The sequence below is a fragment of the Mangrovibacterium marinum genome, from assembly GCF_003046625.1.
GTDB lineage: Bacteria > Bacteroidota > Bacteroidia > Bacteroidales > Prolixibacteraceae > Mangrovibacterium > Mangrovibacterium marinum.
On record NZ_QAAD01000033.1, the window covers coordinates 1 to 23304 of the forward strand.

Consider the following 23304-nt stretch of genomic DNA (forward strand, 5'->3'; position numbering starts at 1 on the left):
GAAATACCCAGGCGGGGTGAAGTGTGAGGCTTGAGGCTTGAAGCTTGAGTTACTAGTCCTTGTTGGTTCTCCCTTTAGGGAGTCAGAGGGTAAAACAAGGACGGGCGATTTGTTACTGGTTACTGGTTACTGGTTGCTGGTTACTGGTTACTGGTTACTGGTTGCTGGTTGCTGGTTGCTGGTTGCTGGTTACTGGTTGCTGGTTGCTGGTTACTGGTTGCTGGTTACTGGTTGCTGGTTACTGGTTGCTGGTTGCTGGTTCATCAGGCATTCAATCCTTCAGTCCGTCAATCCTTCAATCCAACAATCCAGTAATCCGAATATCCAGTAGTCTGCCTCTTTGCGTTCTCAGCGTCTTCTCTGCGTTCTTCGCCGTTAAAGGGTTGCTGGTTGCCAGTCCTTGTTGGTTCTCCCTTTAGGGAGTCAGAGGGTAAAACAAGGACGGGCGATTTGTTACTGGTTACTGGTTACTGGTTACTGGTTACTGGTTGCTGGTTGCTGGTTCATTCGGCATTCAATCCTTCAATCCTTCAATCCTTCAATTTGTCCTTCAATCCATCAATCCATCCAGTAGTCTGCGACTGTGACTGCGACTGCGACTGTGACTGCGACTGCGACTGTGACTGCGACTGCCTTCGACTTCTTCCAATCGTCAATGGTAAATCGTTAAATTGTAAATTATCACTGGCTGCGACTTCTTCCATCCGTCAATCCTTCAGTCCTTCACTCCTTCAATTTGTCCATCAATCCATCAATCCATCAATCCTTCAGTCCTTCAATCCATCCAGTAGTACTGTCACTCCACGGTAATTACCGTACGGCGGTTCAGGGCGTGCTCGCTTTCCGGACAGGACACCCCATCGGCACAGCGGTTTAGCAGCTGGCTCTCGCCGTAGCCCTTGCTCGAAATCCGCTCAGGACGGATATAACGCGAGATAAAGTAGTTTTTCACCAGCTCGGCCCTTTTGTCCGACAGGCGTTGGTTGAAGCTGCGGCTGCCGCGGCTGTCGGCATACGAGGCTATGCGGATCTTGCTGCCCGGGTGAGCCTTCACCAGCGCCAGTGCCTCCTCCAGCGTTTCCCGCTCGCTATCCTCAATCAACCATTTCGACAACGGATAGTGAATGACAAACACCGCCGGTTGGGAGCTGACAGCCTCCTTTTCTGCGGCAAGCGCGGTCGCGAACTCAGCATCGTTGGCACTTGCCGGCTGCGCATGAAGGCTCAGGGCAATGTCCTGCGCCGGCTCATCGGCCAGCCCACGGGCACAGATAGCCTGCTCCCCCTCCCGGTAGTTGGCCTTATTAGCCTGAATCCGGTAATCTTCGCCAGTCAGCAGATCCATGCTCAGCAAGCCCGAAGCATCGGTTGTGCCCGCAGCCACCGTGTCGCCCTGCGCATTCAGCACGGCCAGCGCGGCACGGCTCAGCGGCTGCCCGTTGTCCTCGTCGCGCACCAGCACCCGCACAGGCATCAGCTGCCCGGGCTTTTCGAAGTAAAACAGCTCGTCGCGTTTCGATCGGTTGCGGTCGGAAGCCAGGTAGCCGCTCCGTCCATCATCGAGCAGCGCCAGGCTGAAGTCGTCGCCCGAGCTGTTAAAGGGAGCACCCAGATTTCGAATACTGTGCACCCCGGTACTGTCGAGCCGGGCCTGAAACAGGTCGAGTCCCCCCAGCCCCACATGGCCGGTGGAGGCAAAGTAGAGCGTGCTGTCGTTGGCCAGGTAGGGAAACAGCTCATAGCCCTCGGTATTGATGGCCGGGCCCAGGTTTTGAGGTTCCTGCCAGCTGCTGTCGCGCCGGTAGCAGATATACAGGTCGGAGAAGCCATAGCCCCCCGGCTTGTTGGAGGCAAACAGCAAGATGGTGCCATCAGCATTGAGCGCCGGATGGGCCACCGAATATTTGGGATTGGCATACACAAAGTCGTCCAGCACCTTCCAGCCTCCCCCCTCGTGGCGGGCTTCCACCAGCTTCATCTGCACAAAAGAGCGAAAGTCCAGACGGATCATCCGCGGCTTATAGTTTTGGGTCACCAGCATGCATCCACTGTTGGGCGCATAGCTCAGCGGGCCATCATGGTACTTGCTGCGCAGGCCGGTAGCAAAGGGCACCGGCTTGCCCAGCTGTCCGTCAGCCTCGCGCGGGGCAACAAACAACTTCAGAAAAGGCTGATGGCTATCGTTCAGCCAGCTACGTCGCCGGGGTCCCGAGCGCCGCCCGTCGGAGCAAAAGATCAAACTGTCGCCATAAACCACCGGCCCGAACTCCGATCGGTAGGTGTTCACTTTCAGGGGCTCCATGCGCACCAGACCACGGTCTACTTGCAGCCGACGCACCAACTCCAGCTGTTCGGTCAGCTGGTCACCCAGCGAGTCGGCCTTCAGCTTGTTATATTCAGCCAGCCAGTGCTCCGAGCCCTCGAAGTCGCCCAGCCGCCGCAGCGTAAAAGCATAGGTCAGCAGGTCGTTGGCCGATGCTTTTTTGCGCATCACCAGCAGCTTGTAATAGCGCAGAGCCTCCTTATTTTCTCCCAGGCGGTAGGCCAGCTCCCCCATGCGGCTGAGCAGCTCCACCCGCCGCCGGTCGCGTTCGTACAGGTGGCGGTACAAGCGCAGGGCCTCCGGGAAGTCCATGTTCTGATAGCAAGCTTCAGCACGCTGCAGTTTCTTTTCCTGTCCACGAGCGGGAGGACTGAATAAACTGAATAACAAAGTCAGAAGAAGCACCACAGTGCAGGCATTGTTCGGCATCGGTTAAAAGTATCGCGGTGAAATAAAGCGGCGGCGTCCCCGGTTCAACACAAAGTTCACCAGAATCTCGTGTGTCCCCTTGTTGAAGGAGTTCAGATCCGAGGCCGTCACATCATACGCATAGCCGAGCTTTAACTGCTCGGTGATAAAGAACTGCGCCGTAGCGCCCACAGCATCACCAACACGCCAGTTGGCTCCCAGCCACAAGCGGTCGTAAAACAGAAAATGAGCCGACAGGTCGACCGATACCGGCACATTGGGAACCACCTTCACCAAAGCATAAGGCTTAAACTTCAGGTCGCGGTTCAGCTCCCACACATAGCCCAGCATCCCGAAGACATGCAGTTCTTCCTTGCTGGTATACTGCGTGGAGTAGCCGGTTTTATTAATTTGATTTTGCACCAGCTTGGGCACCGACAGCCCTGCAAACAACTGCTCGTTATACAGGAAAAAACCAATGCCGAAGTTGGGCAGAAAACGACGGATCACATCCTCCGACAGCACCGGGTCGCCCTCGTCGTTATAGGCCAGCTCGCCCGTGTCGGTATTGTAAAAGTTAACGCCTCCTTTGAGGCCGAAGGCCAGGTAGCTGCGATAGCCCACCCGTATTTTATAAGAATAGTCGATAAACAGGCTGGTTTGCTTCACCGGCCCGATTTTGTCGGACATAAAATTGATGCCCAGACCCGTCGACAAGCGCTTCAGCGGCTGCATCACCGACAGCGAGTTCGTAACCGGAGCTCCCTCGATGCCCACCCACTGGTTGCGCGATAAGGCGTTGAACTCCAAGCTTGTTCCCACGCTGGCATAAGCCGGGTTGATGGACAGGATATTGTTCATATACTGGGTAAACATCGGATCCTGCTGAGCAGCCACAGGCCCATAGCCCGCCACCAGCAACAGCACGACCACCGCCAGCTTAAAAGACCAGCCTGCGGTCCTTCCCCATTCCCCCCGATTGTATACGTCCCAAAACCTCATTATCTGTCAATATAAATGTAACCACTGAACTGTTTTTCATCCTTGCCCAACTTCAGGATGTAGAAATAAACCCCCGTGGGCACCTGTTTCTCACCAACACGCAGCCCGCGGTTGGCCGTACCATCCCAGAAACCGTTGGCCCCATAGTTGTCGGCCTCGTACACGCGGTTGCCCCAACGGTTAAACACCTTCAGCTGCACGCCCTGGTATTTCCTCAAGCCTTTAATCTCAAACTCATCGTTATAGCCGTCGCCGTTGGGCGTAAAGGCATTGGGGATGAACAGGGCTTCTTCCGACACCATCACCAGAACCGTTGCCTCGTCGCACTGATTCCGGTAGTCGCACACCTGGTAGATAAACTCATCGTTGCCGATAAAGTCCTCGTAGGGGGTGTACAGGATGGTGGAGTCGCGCTGCACCTCGGCCGTTCCGTTCATGGGTGGCGACACGATGGTCACCGATGTGGGGTCGATGTTGCCCTGCGGAATATCGTTACGCAGCACATTGATGGCCACATACTTGTTCACCAGCGCCTCGGCCTGATCGTCGACCGCCTGAATCCAGATGCCCACCACCACCGAGTCGCGCGCCACACAGCCATACTGGTCGCTGATGGTCAGGTAATATTTGCCCGTGCCCAGCACTTCGGGCGTGGCTGTATTTTGCCCGGCAACAATCACCCCGCTGCCCGACGATGCCCAGCTGTAGCTCAGGCTGCTACCCACGCTCTGGCTGGCATCCAGCATGATCGACTCGGCAGCATTGTTCACAAACACCAGCGGGTCGGTCACCACCTCGGGCGCCGGCTCAACAACAACCGAAACCGTGCGGCTGTCGGTATTGCCCAGGGCATCGGTCAGCGTCAGGGTATAGTCGGTACTTTCGCCCGGCGTAAATAGCGGGCTGACACTGGCGGCATCGCTTAAGTTAGTGGCCGGCGACCAGCTGTAGCTAAGCGGCCCCACACCCGAGCTTTTCGAGGCATCGAGCTGCAGCGGCATACAAGCGCCGGTAGTCCGTTCATTTTGAACAATCAGCTGGGGCTCCTCAATGTACGAGCTGATATAGGCCGTGGCGTACGACACACCTGCCAGCGTACTGATGCGATACACAAACCGATCGCTGAAGTAGCCCGTTTGGCCCGCTAAAGGGGTGTAGGTAAATGTGCCGTCGGCATTGACCTGCACCCTGCCGTATTGCGGGTTGCCATCGTCGGCCAGTGCATAGCTATAGTCGGGCGACCCGTCAACGCGCTTGTTAGCGGGCAGCGTGGCGTTCAGGATACCCGAATTGTAGTAGGTCGCATCGCCGGCCAGCAAGTCCGTCAGCGCATAGCTGTCGTCCCAAACGTAGAAGGTCACCGTTGCCCAGTCGCAGCTGCTGTTGCACAGCTGGTAGCGCAACGATTCCTCACCCGTGAAATCCGCTGCGGGCGTATAGCTAAAGGCGCCATCACCCTGATTGGTAAAGCTTCCGCTTAAGCTTGATGAGTTAACGGACGAAAGCTGAATCTCGCTGCCAGTTAAGTCGAAGTCGCCCGTGAGGAAATTGCCGCTGATGGTGCCGTTCATGGCAACCGCGAAATATTTATCGGATGCTGCCGGCGCTGCATCGTCGCTGTTGGTATCCAAAATCTGAAGCGTGGCAAAAGCCGTGGAGCAAGTCTGTGTTCCATCGTCGGCGGTTTCGCACAGTTGGTATTCAAACTGAAGGTCGCCGGTGAAGTCGGCAGCCGGCACAAAGGTGTAGGCACCGGTTGTTTGGTCAAAAGCGGTCAGCTTGCCCGAACTGGGGTCGGGTTGCGAGACGGCTGTTAGCCGGAGTGTTCCGTCGCCGTGCAAATCGTTGGTCAGCAGCTTGCCCGACAGCGTTTCGTTTTTCCAGCCCTGGTTAATATCGTCAACCGCCAGGCTTGGCGAAAGCTCCGGATCAGGCTCCGGATCAACTTGTTTGGGCGCCACGTTAATCGTGATCTCCTTCCATGCGCTGGAACAGGAGTTAGATGCGCTCGCCATGACCTGCAGCAGATAAACGCCGGCCTGGTTGAAAAGAATATCACCGGAGATTTCGGCCTTCGACACCAGCGTTGTTTCGCTGCCATCGGGCGCCACCAACTTCCAGTTGTAGGTGAAACTGCCATCGGCATTTACGCTGAAGGACTGCCAATCGCCCTCCGTTAGTTCGTAAACAGATTTCGTGAATGCGAATTGCGGTTGAGCCAACAAGGTAAGCTCAAAAGTATCGTGTCCCGTTTGGGCTTGAATGGTCTGATTTTGGGCATCGGTTGCTCCGGTGAGTGTAATCTCGTAAGTCCAATCAATGGAGCCATCCCCCGCTAACATCGCGGAATTGATGCTTAAATTTTGATTGGCATACGCAATTGCTTGCGGTATTTGTGCCACACCGGCAATACGAAACGAAAGTGTTACGGGGAAGTCGCTCTCTTCCAGCGCAGCCCCTCCCGAGCCGGTAAAGGCTACCGGAATGGAAATCCCATCGGCCAACTCGCCAAAACAAAGGGTATTGGATTGGGATGGGAAGGAGGTGTAAACATTGGATGCGGTGACCTCAACGGTTAATACCAACCATTCGCTTAAGCAGCCAAACAGATCGGTGGCCTGAACCCGCAAATCGTAACTGCCCGTTTGATCGAACAGAATTTCATCGGATTGAGCGCTTGCTGATGCCAGCTCAAGCTGAACGCCATCGGGCTGAACAAGCAGCCAATGGTAAGTATTTCCAACAGCTCCCTGAACCAAGAAGGTACGCGACTCCCCCTGGGCCACTGAAACAGTGCCTTGACTAAAAGCATTATTCGCCCACAGGCAAAATAAGGCACTTAGAAAAAGGATGAGGAATTGCCGCATATACAGTTCGCGAACGTTAATGGGTTTTGGTCAAAAAAGAAATTTAAATAGAAAGGCCAGCCATCGCTGGCCTTTCTGAGTATAAATTCGGCTTTTAGAAAGTAATAGTCGGTCTTGGATTTACTACGACTGTGTAACGATCTGTTGTTTCCAATGGCACAACAAATCCATTTGAGTCAGTCACACTTGTAACCTTTACAATTACGTCCTTATTACTGTCCCCAGTATTTGTAAATACTCCTGTAACATCAGGGGTAGTTGAATTATGAGCGACAGTGATTGTCGAACCAGAAGTGTAATTTGATTCTGTGAATTCTACACCCCCAACTTCATACACAACAGTATATGTCCCGAATGCACTTGCGATGGTAACATTAAATTTTGTCTCGTCCGGATTCGAGGAATTACCGGAATCATAAACAGTCAGCAACGAACAAGTAGTAAGGTTTGTCGCTCCTGCCAAATTCCAGCTACTATCGTTAATTGTAATTGTTCTGGAGATGGGATCAGACAAACAGCCATTACCATCTTCAAACTGAACCCAAATTGTGTATACTCCTGCTTCATAACCATTTGCTGTTGTAAAATCGACGGTAGCAGAAGAAGAGTTATCTGAGAATGTTTGAATCGGAGTGCCGGATGAATTACGGATCTCCCATTGGTAACCAGCAGCATTGGCATTGCCATTGTCGTCAGTTGTGTTAACTACAAAAGTCACGCTACCACCTAAAGATGCGACAGTTTCGTTGTCAGCAAAAGCACTTGTCGATACTATCATCGCGATAGCGACGAATAAGAGAGAAAGGATTTTGTTTTTCATTTTCAAATTAATTTTAGAGTTTAACTTTTAATTATTTATTTCAAATTCAAATTATTAATTGTGTATTTAATCGAATGAGATCACGGGAATCTTATTCGCTTTAAAATCGTTTGTAATCTCGGGCACAGAAACCAGGTAGGCATCTGTTGCATTTAATTTTAGCTCGATTGGTAATTCGTTGTCCGGGCTAACCGGAAATGTGAAACGGAGTTCTACCTTGTAACCCGCCTCTTTACTGGTCTGCACAAAAGGGGCTGTTCCACTGGCAGGTGTCCAGTCCCAGGTCGCAGTTGAAGTAATCGATTCAATTGTTCCCGAGAGAACCGTTGTTCCGTCGAAGGTTAACTCATATTCGAAACTAAATGGCTCCGTATCAAACCCGCCGGGAAACGTAATCGTCCAGAAATAAGTCGTAGTACTGCTGTTGGGAGTTTGACATTGATCCTTCAGGATATCCATTTCAACATTGAAAAGACTAATATCAACTACTTCCACAGCTAAACTCTCAAAGTTCTTACACCCCCCGCTGATACTCTCCTTGGTAACCTTTAAGGTGTAGCTTCCTGCCGGTATTGTATCTGTAGCACTGGCATATTTCAAACTGATGCTTGCCGTTCCTTGCCCGGTTAAAACATAGCCGGAAGCATCGGCATTCAGTAGTTCCCAAGTATAAGTGTATCCGCCTTCTGTTGTTCCGCCATCGACCTCATAAGTGTGAGTTGATGTTTGGATCGGATTCATCCCCGGGCCGTTGTCGGCTTCTGTATAAGTACCATCGCAGGTAATCGGCGTAATTGTGACCGGATTAGCAACAATTACTTTTTGCGCCACCTCGGCTGAGGTGTTGCCACACATATCTTCCACTGTCCAATAAATGGTTGTGGTGTCAATTGGAAAGTCTTCGGTAAATTGTCCGTCAACTGCGGAACTTGAATGCTCTATCCCAGCTATTGTGTAGCGGTATTTCGGGTCGGCAAAAACCGTGTTACCATCATCGGTTACTGCGTCAAAATCAAAAACAACTGGTATTGTAGCAGTACAATGATCCGTATTGACGTTTTCCTCGACATCATCTAAATCGCCAATCACCGGTGCAGTATTGTCCGAGCCATAGGTCATTTCAACAGGACCATTCCCAAAAGAAGGTGTCGGAATCTTTACGTCAACGGTATTGTATCCTAATTCTATCGGAGTAATAGTCTCACAATCCGACTCGTACCGTGTTGGATTTGCTACATAAGAAAGGGTATAATGAGAACCAACATCCGAAGAAATTTGAACCGTAGTTATACTGCGGTCGTCAGCTGTTAATGTAAGATCAATAGAGCCATACATCTGCATTCCATCAGGATTCGAAAACTTAGAATAAACCAACACCTGATAGTTATACCACCCTTCATCACAACTTCCGGTAGGAACAATATCGATTAAGTTTACAAACAAACTTACTACTTTTCCATCGGGAGACGTATAGGTGAATTGATACCCTGTACAATCGTCTCCTGCAGAAGAATTCCCACTTTCATGCTTTATGATTTCCTCAAATAAATCATCCGGAAACTTATCGTCCGGATCAACATTCTTCACAAAATCGGAATAGCCGCCGGCATCACAGTCTACGTTCTCAGTCTCGGTTGTCCCCCCATAATCCTTTGTACATTTGGTTAATATACCCTTTTCATCATCATCAAACCCGTCAATCTCGTCAAACACATATATATGTGCCGTGTCGACAGAAAGCGTATAAGATCCGGAATTGGATTGTTCCGAAAGACTTCCCGTAACAATAAAGTAACTTGACAAAGCGAGGGTCGACTTGTTCTTCAGTGTCGCATCTCCAAACACAACCACAATTGCCCCCGAACGAGTGACAATCTCGCCGTTATTGCCAATCGTCAGATCGCCGTTAACGATCAATGTCCCGAAAACATCTAATGTTCCGGATATCGTCAGATCGTCGTTGACCGTCAGCGTCGCATCTTTATTCACGGTTATATCAGCGTAATTGCCGCCGGCAATCACAGCGTCTTCATCGTAAGTTTGTGCCAATGCCGCATTGGCCGACAACACGCCTAAAGCCAGGATACTGATAACGAGCAGTTGTTGCCATAATTTGCTTCCGGTCTCTCCCCGCCGTTCCCCCACAGAAATGTCATTCCGGGCAGTACGCTGCCTCGGCCAATGGTTTCTCCACCGGTTATGCATGGGGTTCAACAGGGATATAATGGTGCCTTGCGAGTTGCTCATTCGTTTAGTCCTTCGTTATGCTTGTTGCTGTTGAGCCTGGCCCGGAGCCTTTGCGGTTCGCCTGCTAACCGGCGGGCCTTAGCACTGCCGCATCCAGCGGCTTGGGCCTGCTGTAAAACTCTTCCGCAGCTCGCCATGAAGTGCGAACCGCTGCATCGACCGCCACGGCAGCGCTGCAAAAATTAATTTCGAAATTCAAACGGATGGGCTTGGGGGCTAATCCGGCGACCTATTTCCTGCTGATCCATCTCATTGTCCCCCGCCGGATCGTGCTCGGGTCAACAAACGGAGCCCGACAACCGGCAAAGCATTACAAGCCTGTTTTTCCATTCTATTAAAATCGAAAGAATATTACATTAACTCAACCTAGCTCCAAATATAGACGAACACAAGTGGCAGGTAAAGTAAATCCGATTAAATAGCAGAAGTTCAATACCAACCAGCCTATTTAACCGATTTAGAATGTTTTGAGCGGTAAATCGTTAAAAAAGAAAAATACGGGCGGTTGCCGGAGTGAGCAGTCAGATTGATCGACGAAAATCAAGCGTTGGTCGATAAAACGGCTTTCCTAAAGCTTGTTATGGAGCAGCAAATGTAGTAAATTATCCTTAAACTTGGGCGATACTTTCAGCTGCGATTTGTCGTTCATTTCCACCATGCCGCCATCGGTTTTCACATAGCGGCTGATGCAGCTCAGATTAACTAAATGTGAACGATGAATACGGAAAAAACCGTGCGGCACCAGCAGCTGGTCGAACTCGAGCAGAGTGCGGCTGATTAAAACCGAGGAGCCATCCTTGTAAAACACCCGGGTATAGTTGCGCTCGCCTTCGCAGCGCAGGATGTCCTTCACCTTAATAATGGCAAAGCCGTTCATCTCGGGCAGGGCAATGGTCACCCCCAGCTGGTCTTCGGCCCGCTCAATCTGCGACTTCAGGCTGGCAAACTCTTCTTTATGCTTGATGCCCGCCGACTGGAGGATCCGTTTAACGGTCGACTTCACATTCTCGGGCAACACCGGTTTCAGAATATAATCGAAGGCCGAATATTTAAAGGCCGTGATGGCGTAATCGTTGTAGGAAGTGACAAACACCAGCCGAAAATCAACTTCCAGCAGCTGGTCAATCAGGTCGAAGCCCGTACCATCGGGCATCTCAATATCGAGAAACACCAAGTCGGGATCAACCTCGTTAATCAGCCGAAGCCCCTGTTCCACATTCTCGGCTTCACCAACCAAGTCCAATTCCGGGAAATTCTGACTGACAATACGATGCAAGATCTTGCGTGCCAGCTGATCATCATCAATGATTACGGTTCTGAGCATATCTTATTTTATTGGGTACACTAATCTAGGAAAAAAAATGCGATTCCGCTTTCTGTTGGGCTAAATAATTGACTGCTTTGATGATCTTCGCCCTTTCGGCAGCCTTTCGTCAGCCGGTGACGCAAAGGCTGCGGGAGGAAAGACCAGGCGCATCGGAAACGCTCATGATCCCCGAAATCTCCGGCAGCAATGCAAATTGCGGCTTCCGGGTTATCCTGTTATCCTGGTCGCCTGAAGTTGTCGGCTGCCATCCTCAACAGCATCAACGGGCAAGCAGCTCTTTTGATCAATGAAGAGGAATTGAGAACCGGCAGCCTTTTTCTGAAAGTCCCTTCGGGTGATGCGCCTGCCTGCGGTAGGCTGGGTTTCCAACCGCATTGGGGATACCTTGGGGATGGCTCCCGTCGCCCCCGCTCTGCTCGTAGAGAGGGGACAGAATTAAATCAATCCGCCAGGATTGGTTCAATTCAGGGGTGAGTGAAAAGGGCGTTTGTTTTTTAGTGAAAGTCTCTCCGGGTGATGCGCCAGCCTGCGGCAGGGTTTCCAACCGCATCGGGGGTGTCTTGAATGGCGATTGAGCTCGAACCTGGAGCAAAGGCTCATCCTATCGCAAACTTTTGTTGGTGGGCCTTGCCCCAACTATTCTGGGTGAAAGTCGATGCACACTAAGCCGCAATGGCAATAAAGGTTTTGATTAGATGTAGAACGACAACCCGACAACTATTGAAAACCACGACAACAGGATCGTCGAAAAATAGGAAAGTTTCATTCCTGTTGGTGATTCCCCGGAATCATGTATGTTTTTTCTAGCGAGACCGGAAGCTTCGTGCAATCCAGGAGGTATGACATTTGGGTAGCTTAACGACATCCGGCTGCTAAATTCCGTCCCATACGGGACGGCCCGATTCAACCGCGAATCGGTATTAAAAGAAACGAGTTGAAATAAGCGGATAAGGTCGGTCTATTACAGCACTGATCTCTACGAAGGTTAAATAATAAAGGATCAGGTTTTAAAAGCAATGTTTAACCTTATTCTCGTAGCCAACCTTAGTCGCAAAAAAATCATACCGCCAACAGCACCTTATTACCTTATTTTCGGAGTCGTGCATAGAAAATGGTCATTTTCGAAACACCAGCACCATACCACTCCCCCCTGAACAGCCCCTATCCTACCGGATCGGCTCAATCCTGCCCCCGCTCTGCACAGCAAACAGAGGTGGCGACGGCTCGGCCAGCGGCGCGGAGCGTTAAAACAGCCGGTGAATACCCCAAACATTTTCGTTAAAATCATCCGAATATGCTTATTTTTGCAGCCTAAAACAGCATATTATGGCATACATTCTTCATTTGGAATCGTCGACATCGATTTGCAGCGTTGCCCTGGCCAAAGACGGGCAGCTGGTTGACTTACAGGAAAGCAGCGAAGGACAGAACCACGCGCGCTTGCTGAGCGTTTTCGCCGGAGAACTGCTCTCCCGCAACGGACTGCGTGCCGAACAGCTGGATGCCATTGCCGTGAGTGAAGGCCCCGGCTCGTACACCGGACTGCGCATTGGCGTATCGCTGGCCAAGGGGCTTTGCTACGTGAACGAACTCCCCCTGATTGCCGTTAGCCCCCTGCAAGCCATGGCCGACCAGCTGCTACAACGCCGCGAAGAGCTGAAGCTCACACTGACCGACAACAGCCTGCTGGTGCCCATGATTGATGCCCGCCGCATGGAGGTGTACACCGCCAGCTACGACTGCCAAAACCGGGAAATCAGCCCCGTAGCGGCCGAGATCATCGACCACAACAGCTTTGCCGCAGTGCTGAAGGATAAGCAGCTGTTCTTTTTCGGCAACGGCGCCGCCAAGTGCTCGCCTGTCATCGACAGCCCCAACGCCCACTTTGTGGAAGGTATTCACACTTCGGCACAGTTTATGTGTCGCCTGGCCTGGAAGGCTTACCAGAACAAACAGTTTGTTGATCTGGCCTACTTTGAACCTTTCTACCTGAAAGATTTCATTGCCGGGAAGCCGCGCAAGAATATTTTAACCAGCTAGCAAAAAATGATCAGTTGACGAACTTTCTTTAACGTAAATCCCAACAGAATGCCTATTTTAGTTAAGGATTGATCACGGCTGTCATTTATTGCCGAAAAGAAAGTTGACCCTATGAAAAATTACCTGATCCTGTTTTTTGCCTTCGTCATGGCCGGCAGCGCCATGCAGGCCCAGCCCATCGAAAAGCTGGAATACCATTTAAAGTACAGTTTTATTAAAGGTGGCGAAGCCTTTATCCTGATCAGCGACACCAGCTACCAGGGGATGCCCGCCCGCCATTATTACCTGCGTGGCCAAACCGTGGGGCTGGCCGATGCCCTCTACAACGTGGACGATGTTTACGAGACCATCCTCAACCCCCAAACGGTGCGCCCCTATTTGCACATCCGCAACATCAAAGAGCGCAAATACCGTTTCTACAACGAAACCCGCTTCTTCGATAACGACTCCATCTTCAGCCAGCGCTCGGGCGGCAAAACCGTGCCCCCCAACATGCTCGACATCCTGAGCGTTTTTGGCTACCTGCGCCAAAATCAACTGCTCGAGTCACTCAAAGTCGGCGACACCTTCACCTTGCCGGTCTACCATGCCGACAAATATTTTATGATGGAAACCAAGTTTTTAGGTATTGAAAAGGTGAAAACCAAAATCGGCAACAAAGAATGCTACGTCATCTCCCCCTGGATTGATGAAGGAAAGCTGCTGAAACGATCCGACGGACTGAAATTCTACATCACCAAAGATGAAGACAAAATCCCGGTGATCCTGGAGCTCGACCTCAACCTGGGAGCGGTACGTGCCGAGCTAGTCTCCTACTTCAAGGTAAGCCAATAGCAGGTTGAAAACGGCTCGGGAGACTTGAGTCTTGAGTATTGAGTCGTGAGTCTTGAAGCTTGAAGCTTGAGTCTTGAGGCTTGAGTTGTTAGTCCTTGTTGGTTCTCCCTTTAGGGAGTCAGAGGGTAAAACAAGGACGGGCGATTTGTTACTGGTTGCTGGTTACTGGTTGCTGGTTACTGGTTGCTGGTTACTGGTTGCTGGTTGCTGGTTGCTGGTTGCTGGTTCATCAGGCATTCAATCCTTCAATTTGTCGATCACTCCAGTAATCTAAACATCCGGTAGTCCGACTATCCAGTAATCTGAATATCCAGTGATCCGTCAACTGCGACTTCTTCCAATCGTCAATGGTAAATCGCTAAATAGTAAATTGTCTCTGGCGCTTTTCCCAAGATCGAAGGAGGATGTGGGCGGTCCAATTCGAGTAATTTGTGATCGGTCTTTCTCTGCGCCCTCAGCGTCTCCTTTTGTTCTTTGCGGTTAAAGGAGGTTGCTGGTTGTTAGTCCTTGTTGGTTCTCCCTTTAGGGAGTCAGAGGGTAAAACAAGGACGGGCGATTTGTTGCTGGTTGCGGGTTGTTGGGTACTGGTTACTGGTTGCTGGTTACTGGTTACTGGTTGCTGGTTGCTGGTTGCTGGTCCATCAATCCTTCAATCCTTCAATCCTTCAATTCGTTCATCCAGTAATCCAACAATCTGAAAATCCAGTAGTCTGTGACTGTGACTGCGCTTGCGCCTTCTTCCAATCGTCAATGGTAAATCGTTAAATAGTAAATTGTCTCTGGCTGCGACTTCTTCAATCCACTCTTGCCGGTTCATCCCATTCGAAACAGCCAAACAACCTTCTAAAACAAAGGCGGTTGAATTTGAAAACAGAGCGATTGTTTTTGTCATTATTTTCTTACTTTTGCAGCAAATTTCGAAAAACAACAAATTTATTCAAGATATGGCAACTACAGCTGATTTTAAGAATGGTATGACGATTGAGTTCAACGGCCAACTCTTTACGATCATCCAATTTCTTCACGTAAAACCCGGTAAAGGTCCCGCTTTTGTGCGCACCAAACTGAAAAATGTGAAAACCGGAAAAGTTATTGAAAACACCTTCAACTCGGGTGTGAAAGTAAACACCGTGCGCGTAGAGCGTCGTCCGTACCAATACCTGTACAAAGATGATATGGGTTTTGTATTTATGCACACCGAAACGTTCGAGCAGGTTACCATCGATCCGGAGTTGATTGAAAATTCAGACCTGATGAAAGAAGGTCAGATCATCGAGATTAACTTCCACGCCGAAACCGAAACAGCGCTGACTGCTGAGTTGCCTCCTTTCGTGGAACTGGAAGTTACTTCAACCATTGCCGGCGAAAAAGGAAATACCGCCAGCTCAACAGCCCTGAAACCAGCAACACTGGAGACTGGTGCCGAAATCATGGTTCCGATGTTTATCAACGAAGGTGAAATCCTGAAGATTGACACCCGCGAGCGCTCCTACAGCGAACGTGTGAAAAAATAAGAAACCGCCCCAACCGGTTTATCGCTAAAGCTTCTGCTCCCGCAGGAGCTTTTTTTTTTTGAAAATCAATTCGGGGGATGCACTTGCCTGCGGTAGGCACGGTTTCCAAACCGCATCGCGGATGCCTTGGGCATGACTCCCGTTGCCCCCGCTCTGCTTGCAGAGCGGGGACAGAATTGAATCAATTCGACAGGATTGGTTCAATTTAGGGGAGAGTTACGGAGGGCTGCTGGTATGCGCTTTGAAAATTCCTTCCATAACGTTTCAGAGCCTGCTTTTTTCTCTCCTACTCTTGCTCAGAAAGGATCTTTTGTCCTACCGGACAGTTTATACTTTTCAGCAATGGCTTTAGCCATGCAATACCGATTAGCTTCAAAAGTATCGCATCGTATCACTTCGTTCCAATGCTCTCTTTTCAGTCTATCGGCATTATACCGTCCTATTTCATAGCATAAATTAACCTGTAAAACGGTATAATTTGAGTAGCACCAAAGGCAACACAGCAGACTCTCCCGTCCCGTGCGGGACGGAATTTCCCCCTGTCGTCGTTAAGCTACCCAAATAGCATCCCTCCGGGATTGCAGGAAGCTTTTCGTTTGATTCCGGCCTCAATAAAACCAGGCCACTCGATTCCAATTCCTCCTCGTTGATCAAACCACCTCCTTGCTCGTTGACGCTGTTTTGGACAACAACTTGATAACTTTTGAAAACAACGACAACAGCATAGTCGAAAACTACTACACTTTCATCCCTGTTGGTGATTTCTCGTAATCATGTAGGCTTTTTTAAAAAATCGCTGAATGCCACACCGCGTAATTATCAGGAGAGTTTAATGCTGTTTAGAACGACAACCCGACAACTCGTGACAACCACGACAACCCTATAACAACGACAACCCGATAACCGAACACTTTCGCCTTAATTTGATCGGGAAAAGTCAAGGGCATCTCCCAGGTTTCTGTATGGTTTCTGTAAGGTTTCTGTATGCTTACTGTATCTTTTCTTACAGGAAGCTTACATAAAGCTATCCGTTATCAAGTTAAAAGCAGGGATTTGGTAAAAAGGGAAATTGGGCCGATCGGGAAGATACCTTTGGGGAAACTAAGTCGCCTTGACAGGGCGACATGAAGTCAGCCGGTCAAGGCGCACCATCGGCTCAAGGCGTTTTATCGGAAGGCTGCAAGTCGAGTGCCACCAGCACGGCCACAAAAAACCAGACGGGGATGGCTGCTTTGTCCTGGTCCAGGAAGTTATTCAGGAAGCCATGCACAAAGTAGCTGACCAGCGCCATGGTCACGGCAAGGATTATCGCCCGCTGCCCGGGATCGGTAGTTCGGGCATACCTCCGAAAAGCGGTTGCCAGCACCACCAACACCAACACGGCCAGCGAGAGCATTCCCGGCAGTCCCGACTCGGCCAATGCTCCCAGATACTCGCTGTGTGCATTGCCGCCGTCGCCCGAGTTGGTGCTGATGATGGTGCGCAGGTCGGTGCGCTGAAAAGGGGCATACTGAAACATATAGGTTCCCGGCCCCCAGCCTGTCAACGGCTTCTCGCCAAACATGGCCAGCGCACTGCTCCAGCGGTTCAGCCGCTCCACATTGGAGGCATCGGTCGAAATGTTGGACATGGACTCGAGGTGGCCGGCCAGCTTACCCGACGACTGCTGCTTATTAGCCGACAACTGCTCAACAAGCACATCCTGAAAAGCCCAAAGAGCCACCAACACAACGCCTGCTGTAAGCAGCAGGTTTCGGAAGCGAACTTTCAACAGCAGCAGGGGCAGCACGGCGGCCGCCACAACCAAACTCAGCCATGCTGCGCGGGTGTACGACAAAACCAAAGCCACCGCAAATACGGCCAACTCCAGGGTGGCCAGCAGTCGCCAGCGGCGCCTCAGTTCGGGCATGCGGGTAAGGACGAATAAGGCCGGAATGAAAAATACCAGCATGGCACCATAGGAGGTGTGATCGCTAAAAAAAGGATACATCACAAAGTTGGCCGCCCGATGATCGAAAAAGCCATAGCCGGCCTGTCGCCACCAGGAATAGGCAATAACAGGCAAGAAGCCGCTGGCATAAAGCAGCACAAAGCGGTAGAAATTTTTCGGATCCTCCAGCAGGCGGAAAGCCAGAAAATAAAAAGCCACTACAAACCACAATTTCGACAGCCAGTATTTCAGCGACACCACCGGCATGGTACTGCTCAGGCAAGTCAGCAACATCCAGCCCAGATAGACCAACAGAGCCACACTCACCGGATGCCGCAGCAGTCCGGGCTTCACGATGGGCTTTTGAGCCATCCTCAGCAGGAACAACAGCAGCACCCCCACCAACAGCGGCTCGGTGGGTAAGTTCATATCGAAGGAAAAGCCGGGGACAATTGTTTGCAGCGGGAGGCTCAGCGGGGTGAACAAAACAATGAGCAAGAGCAGGTGGTTAAGCCTACGGAAAGCCGCCAGCACCAGGGCCATAGCCACCGGCAGCAGATTGAACCATAGCCATCCACGAGAAACCACCAGCCAAAGGTTGACTGTTGTAAACAAGGCTATCAGCCCGTAAACGAGTTTTATTTTATTGCGGGGAATGGGCACAAACTAGCTCTTCACTTGGTTCGACGAGTCCATCAGTAAGATTAGCAAGACAGCCAGAAATTCGGCCGACAGCAGGCTGGCCAGCACAATGAGCCAGCGTGTAGGATACGACTTTTTATCCGCCGGGAAGGGCGCCTCCACCAGCACCGAGAAGTTCTCCCGTCGATTAATCTGGCTCAGGATTTCTTCCAGCTGCCGACCAATTTGTTCGCGTTGCTGCAGCAGTTCCGTCATCCGGGCCTGCATCTGCCGGAAGGTTCCTCCCCGCTCGGCCAGCAAGTCCAATCGTTTTTTCAACTCATCGACCGATGCCCGCGAGGCACCACGAGCCAGCGCCTCGGCATAGCCCAGGGTTAGCTGCTCGGTCTGGCTTTGATAGTCCAGCAGTCCGTAGCGTTGCCGGTAAGCCGACAGCCGGCTGTCCAGGCTATCAATATCGGCCTGTTTGCGGCTCATATCCTGCTGAAAAGCTGCCAGCTGACCTTGGTATTTCTCGCGGTGCATGGCCAGCATTTTAGCATTGTAGAAACTCATCAGCGAATCGACCATGGCGCAGGCCATCTTCGGATCACGATCAAGGATGCTGATTTCCACGGTTTCGTAGCGGGTTTTCACGCAGGTCACATGCTTATCGTAGGCTTTCAGCACTTTGGCATGCACTGCGCGCGACTGCGAATCGATCTTGTAGCGTTCGACCAGCGAAAAGGTCTCAATCATTTTTCGTTTCAGGTCGGAGGAACCAATAACCTCGAGCATCTGCTCACTCTCCGACTCTTCGGAAAAAGCCCTTGCATTAACCGGGTACAGGCGTGCCTGCGACTTGTACAGCGGTGTTATAAACAGGGAAGATGAAAAGAGGACAGCCAGCAACATTACGGCGCCCCCCAGCAAGGCCAGGTGGATCTTCCACGCCCACAACAACTTGAATAAAGCGCGGCTATCGAGGTATTCTTTCATAAGCGATCATTGATGAGGATTAGTCGTGCATATAAACGAACAGATCCCCTGTTTAGTACAGGAGATCTGCTTTTAAAAAATTCCATCCGTTGGGATTATTCGGCGATTAGCAGGAAGTAATTTTTCTTGCCTTTTTGCACCAGGATATATTTTCCGCCAATCAGGAAATCGTCGTTCACCGTCAATTCCTGATCGGTAATCTTGTCTTTATTAATAGACAGTCCGTTACCTTTGATGGTTCGGCGCAGTTCCCCTTTCGACGGGAAAACGGCGGCATGGTCGGCCAGCAGGTCAACCACATTCACCCCGGCGGCCAAATCGGCTTTGGCGACGGTAAACTGCGGCACCCCTTCAAAAACAGAGAGGAAGGTTGACTCGTCCAGCTTACGAAGCACCTCAGCTGTTCCGCGGCCAAAGAGGATTTGCGATGCCTCAACGGCCATCTCATAATCTTCGCGTGAGTGAACCATCACAGTCACTTCCTCAGCGAGCTTTTTCTGCAGTTCGCGCTGATGCGGAGCTTCCCGGTGAGCGTCAATTAAGGCATTGATTTCCTCCTGCGACAGAAAGGTGAAAATGCGGATATAATTTTCAGCATCTTCGTCGGTTGTATTCAACCAGAACTGGTAGAATTTGTAGGGTGAAGTCAGCTTCGGATCGAGCCACACATTACCCGACTCCGTTTTACCAAACTTGGTTCCATCGGCCTTTTTAATCAAAGGAATGGTCAAGGCAAAAGCCTCTCCATCAGATTTACGGCGAATAAGCTCGGTACCGGTTGTAATATTTCCCCACTGATCGGAGCCCCCCATCTGAAGCTTACAGTTCATATTTTGGTTCAACCAGTAGAAGTCGTAGCCTTGTACCAGCTGGTAGGTAAACTCGGTGAATGACATCCCTGCTTTGGAATCCGGATCGAAACGTTTCTTCACCGAATCCTTCGCCATCATATAGTTTACCGTGATGTGTTTCCCCACGTCGCGGATAAAATCGAGAAAGCTCAATTGCTTCATCCAGTCGTAGTTATTCACCATCACCGCCTTATTTTCGGCCTCACTCTCAAAGTCGAGGAACTTCGCCAATTGCTTGCGAATACCATCCAGGTTGCGCTGCAGGGTTTCCTCGTTCAGCAGGTTGCGTTCCTGCGATTTTCCCGAAGGGTCGCCAATCATGCCGGTAGCACCGCCAACCAGCGCCAGGGGCTTATGGCCAGCCATCTGGAAGCGTTTCAACAACAAAATAGGCGCTAAACTACCTATGTGCAACGACTCAGCTGTCGGGTCGAATCCCACATAAGCCGTTGTCATCTCTTTCTGCAGTTGCTCTTCCGTACCGGGCATCATATCGTGGAGCATGCCTCTCCAGCGTAATTCTTCAACAAAATTCATCGTCATGGTCTGTATGTCTTTGCTTTTATGTTTTTCGTAAGCTGTATTGACTTCCCGCCGGGGAAATCAAAATCCGGGCAAAGATATAAAAATGAACCGTTAAGCCGGAAATGAATCGCAGCTTTATCGACAAATGGAAATTTGCGAAAACATACCGCAAGGACGGATGAGTCCGGTAAGCCAGTGTTCAGTGATCAGTGATCAGTGTTCAGTCGCAGTCGCAGTCACAGTCACAGTCACAGTCACAGTCACAGTCGCAGTCGCAGTCGCAGTCGCAGTCACAGTCGCAGTCACAGTCGCAGTCGCAGTCGCAGTCGCAGTCGTAGACTACTGGATTGTTGGAAGGATGGACGGATTGATGGATTGAAGGATTGACGGAATGAATGCCTGATGAACCAGCAATCAGCAACTAGTAAGCTGCCAGCCTGAAAGGCCTGATTAATTCAGCCCGGGGCAGAGCGACGAAGCCTGCCTTTGGTAGGCAAGGAGCGGCACCCCGGGATAGAACGCCCCCGCCCGCCCTTCGATCTTGGAAAAAGCGCCAAGGACAATTTACAATTTAACGATTTACCATTGACAATTGGAAGAAGTCGCAGTTGACGGATCACTGGATATTCAGATTACTGGATGGCTGGATTGATGGATTGATGGACAAATTGAAGGATTGACGGACTGAATGCCTGATGAACCAGCAACAAGTAACCAGCAACAAGCAACCAGCAACCAGTAACAAGCAACCAGCAACCAGCAACGAATCGCCCGTCCTTGTTTTACCCTCTGACTCCCTAAAGGGAGAACCAACAAGGACTAATAACCAGCAACAAGCTTCAAGTTGAAGAGAGCACCAGCCTGAAAGGCCAGGTTAATTCAGCCCGGGGCAGAGCGACGAAGCCTGCCTTTGGTAGGCAAGGAGCGGCACCCCGGGATAGAACGCCCCCGCCCGCCCTTCGATCTTGGAAAAAGCGCCAAGGACAATTTACAATTTAACGATTTACCATTGACGATTGGAAGAAGTCGCAAACGCAGTCACAGTCGCAGTCGCAGTCGCAGTACACGGACTACTGGATTTTCGGATGGTCGGATTGATGGACAAATTGAAGGATTGATGGATTGATGGATGGACTGAATGCCAGATGAACCAGCAACAAGCAACCAGTAACAAGTAACCAGCAACAAATCGCCCGTCCTTGTTTTACCCGCTGACTCCCTAAAGGGAGAACCAACAAGGACTAACAACTCAAGACTCAAGACTCAAGACTCATGACTCACGACTCAAGACTCACGACTCACGTCTCCCGACAGATGACAATGATTGACCATCAATGATCAACAATGACCACCACAGACATAACAACCACAGCGCTTTTCCCAACATCGCGGGTGGAATGGAGGCATTCTATCTTTACAAGTTCATATAGGCATTGTAGATAACCCAAACAATAGCAGTTGAAACGCACAAGATGTACACGCCCCCCAGCATTAGAAACTTGACAAAAGTCTTGAGATAGCCCTGTCCGTAAAACCGTTTCAATGCCATATAGATATAGACGTTACCTCCGAGAATTGATAGTCCAAAAATCCAGCCCGGCAAATGCCAGATCAAAGACAAGGCAACCAACAAAATATTCAATAAAAACACGAACGAGTGAATATGCACCGAGAAAACCAGATGTCGAATAAAACGCAGCTTACGCCTCCAGTAAAAACCGGAAAGTAGAACGGCCAAAACAGGCAGCATCAAAAAGAAAGCCCAGGAGAGATATTTTAAAAAAGTATTGGTCAGGGCTCTTGGAGAACTTAGATTGTACTTCATTCGAAGCAAACTTTCCTGTTCCTCGGGATCCGTTTCCTCCTGAAGTTTTTGATCGACACTTCTGGCCAGGATCTGCAATTTGCTCTCCAACGGACCATTGGTAAACAAACTGTCAACCTTAATGTCGGTAGACTGATTAACGGTATCCGAAGCTACATGATCACCTAACTGACGGGATAAAGAATCGACAGCAACAAGCTGCTCTTCGTTTTTAGGCGACCAATCGACATCGTCTTTCAACACCCGACCGGTCAAAAGTTGTAGTAATAAGAACAACACAAAACTAAAAAAAATGAATATCCGAAACGGAGGCGCGTAACGTTGTCTTCGACCTTCCAAAAACTCGCTTGTCAAAAAACCAGGCTTAAGCAACAAGTACCTGAATGTTTGAAAGAAACGAGAATCAAAGGCGAAAAAATCGCCCATAAAATTGTAGAACACAAAGCCGAACGGTCGATCAAACTCGGTATCCGACTGACCGCAATTGGGACAATAGTAGCCTTGAAAAGTGGTTCCGCAATTTGGGCAATCGTGAGGCTCGAGCTCCTCTATTGGCAGTCGCTCTCGTTTAAACCATCCTTTTAGATTCATTTGTTTTCCGTTGATTGGGTTCATCATTAACAGCATCCCAAAAATTCAGGAAGGGCATCAAGGTGGGCACCAGATTTTTTAGTGGCTCATACACCTGCGATTCCTCCTTGCTTTCCTCCGACAGGATATGAACATCTTTATCGACATGGTCGAACAAGACCAAAACTACACTCAGGATTAATGCCGCTTTTAAGACCCCAAAGAGCATTCCCGCCAGATGGTTCAGCACCCCCAGGGCCATGGCCTCCACAACTTTGGTCAGCAAGCGTCCTATCAGATGAACGAGAACAACAATAACCAGCAGGGTTACAATAAAGGCCACCAAGCCCACATACTCGCTGTTCCAATTGAAGCTGTTGGTGATAAAACCAGCGGTGAAATGCGAAAAGTGGATCGCGCCCCAAATGCCAAGAATCAGGGCTGCCAGGGAGGCCAACTCAATCACAAACCCCTTAATAAAGCCCCGCACGGCGGCCACCAACAGAAGAATCCCAAGCACAAGATCGATATAGTTCATAATACGGACAGGTTGATTTTAAAAGCTAAAAATAAAAATTATTCGTTGTTAAAACGCAGCCAA

16 protein-coding genes and 1 pseudogene are annotated in these 23304 nt (G+C 50.3%); 4 read left to right on the forward strand and 13 right to left on the reverse strand.

Annotation, left to right across the window (positions count from 1 at the left end; genetic code table 11):
* Positions 1–109 precede the first annotated feature (109 nt).
* Positions 110–331 carry a hypothetical protein gene (locus C8N47_RS17670; RefSeq protein WP_170111439.1) on the forward strand — a complete coding sequence of 74 codons (222 nt, stop codon included), beginning with the start codon at positions 110–112 and terminating at the stop codon, positions 329–331.
* A 465-nt stretch (positions 332–796) separates the two neighbouring features.
* Here the strand turns inward: C8N47_RS17670 and C8N47_RS17675 are convergent, their stop codons facing one another.
* From C8N47_RS17675 to C8N47_RS17700, 6 genes are all read right to left on the reverse strand, one after another.
* Positions 797–2752: an OmpA family protein gene (locus tag C8N47_RS17675; RefSeq protein ID WP_107823905.1), complete on the reverse strand. Its 1956-nt coding sequence runs from the start codon at positions 2750–2752 to the stop codon at positions 797–799.
* A gap of 3 nt (positions 2753–2755) precedes the next feature.
* Positions 2756–3733 (reverse strand): PorP/SprF family type IX secretion system membrane protein, encoded by a 978-nt coding sequence (locus C8N47_RS17680; RefSeq protein WP_107823906.1) that lies wholly within the window; start codon positions 3731–3733, stop codon positions 2756–2758.
* Positions 3733–6600, reverse strand: coding sequence for an Ig-like domain-containing protein (locus tag C8N47_RS17685; RefSeq protein ID WP_107823907.1), 2868 nt, complete (start codon positions 6598–6600; stop codon positions 3733–3735). Before C8N47_RS17685 ends, C8N47_RS17680 begins: the two co-directional genes overlap by 1 nt.
* Positions 6601–6694: 94 nt before the next feature.
* Entirely contained in the window at positions 6695–7420 is a 726-nt protein-coding gene (locus tag C8N47_RS17690; RefSeq protein ID WP_107823908.1) for a hypothetical protein, read from the reverse strand.
* Between the two features lie 66 nt (positions 7421–7486).
* On the reverse strand, positions 7487–9667 hold the full coding sequence (locus tag C8N47_RS17695) for a hypothetical protein (protein WP_146161569.1): 2181 nt from the start codon (positions 9665–9667) through the stop codon (positions 7487–7489).
* A gap of 568 nt (positions 9668–10235) precedes the next feature.
* Positions 10236–10991, reverse strand: a complete 756-nt coding sequence (locus tag C8N47_RS17700; RefSeq protein WP_107823910.1) for a LytR/AlgR family response regulator transcription factor — start codon at positions 10989–10991, stop codon at positions 10236–10238.
* Between the two features lie 1329 nt (positions 10992–12320).
* On the opposite strand from C8N47_RS17700, the gene tsaB reads away from it, so the two are divergent.
* Together tsaB and C8N47_RS17715 are read left to right on the forward strand one after the other, a co-directional pair.
* Positions 12321–13034, forward strand: coding sequence for a tRNA (adenosine(37)-N6)-threonylcarbamoyltransferase complex dimerization subunit type 1 TsaB (tsaB, locus tag C8N47_RS17710; RefSeq protein ID WP_107823912.1), 714 nt, complete (start codon positions 12321–12323; stop codon positions 13032–13034).
* Between the two features lie 111 nt (positions 13035–13145).
* Positions 13146–13868: a DUF3108 domain-containing protein gene (locus C8N47_RS17715; RefSeq protein WP_107823913.1), complete on the forward strand. Its 723-nt coding sequence runs from the start codon at positions 13146–13148 to the stop codon at positions 13866–13868.
* 649 nt (positions 13869–14517) lie between these two features.
* On the opposite strand, the gene C8N47_RS18815 is transcribed toward C8N47_RS17715, so the two are convergent.
* The gene (locus C8N47_RS18815; protein WP_170111440.1) at positions 14518–14760 is read right to left on the reverse strand and encodes a hypothetical protein; all 243 of its coding nucleotides are present in this window, start codon (positions 14758–14760) and stop codon (positions 14518–14520) included.
* Between the two features lie 52 nt (positions 14761–14812).
* Between C8N47_RS18815 and efp the strand changes: the two genes are divergently transcribed.
* On the forward strand, positions 14813–15382 hold the full coding sequence (gene efp / locus C8N47_RS17725) for an elongation factor P (RefSeq protein WP_107823924.1): 570 nt from the start codon (positions 14813–14815) through the stop codon (positions 15380–15382).
* Between the two features lie 1156 nt (positions 15383–16538).
* Here efp and C8N47_RS17730 read toward each other — a convergent pair.
* From C8N47_RS17730 to C8N47_RS17755, 6 genes and pseudogenes are all read right to left on the reverse strand, one after another.
* Complete coding sequence (locus C8N47_RS17730; protein WP_107823915.1) at positions 16539–17975, reverse strand: O-antigen ligase family protein; 1437 nt, start codon at positions 17973–17975, stop codon at positions 16539–16541.
* 3 nt (positions 17976–17978) lie between these two features.
* On the reverse strand, positions 17979–18932 hold the full coding sequence (locus C8N47_RS17735) for a GumC domain-containing protein (protein ID WP_107823916.1): 954 nt from the start codon (positions 18930–18932) through the stop codon (positions 17979–17981).
* A gap of 95 nt (positions 18933–19027) precedes the next feature.
* Positions 19028–20326 (reverse strand): tyrosine--tRNA ligase, encoded by a 1299-nt coding sequence (gene tyrS, locus C8N47_RS17740; protein ID WP_245915751.1) that lies wholly within the window; start codon positions 20324–20326, stop codon positions 19028–19030.
* Positions 20327–21722: 1396 nt separating this feature from the next.
* The gene (locus tag C8N47_RS18955; RefSeq protein WP_245915752.1) at positions 21723–22373 is read right to left on the reverse strand and encodes a hypothetical protein; all 651 of its coding nucleotides are present in this window, start codon (positions 22371–22373) and stop codon (positions 21723–21725) included.
* Between the two features lie 42 nt (positions 22374–22415).
* Positions 22416–22760, reverse strand: a pseudogene (locus C8N47_RS19155) (DUF3667 domain-containing protein); the annotation flags it as partial.
* On the reverse strand, positions 22702–23241 hold the full coding sequence (locus C8N47_RS17755) for a CvpA family protein (RefSeq protein ID WP_107823918.1): 540 nt from the start codon (positions 23239–23241) through the stop codon (positions 22702–22704). The gene C8N47_RS17755 and the pseudogene C8N47_RS19155, both read right to left, overlap by 59 nt.
* Between the last annotated feature and the right edge of the window lie 63 nt (positions 23242–23304).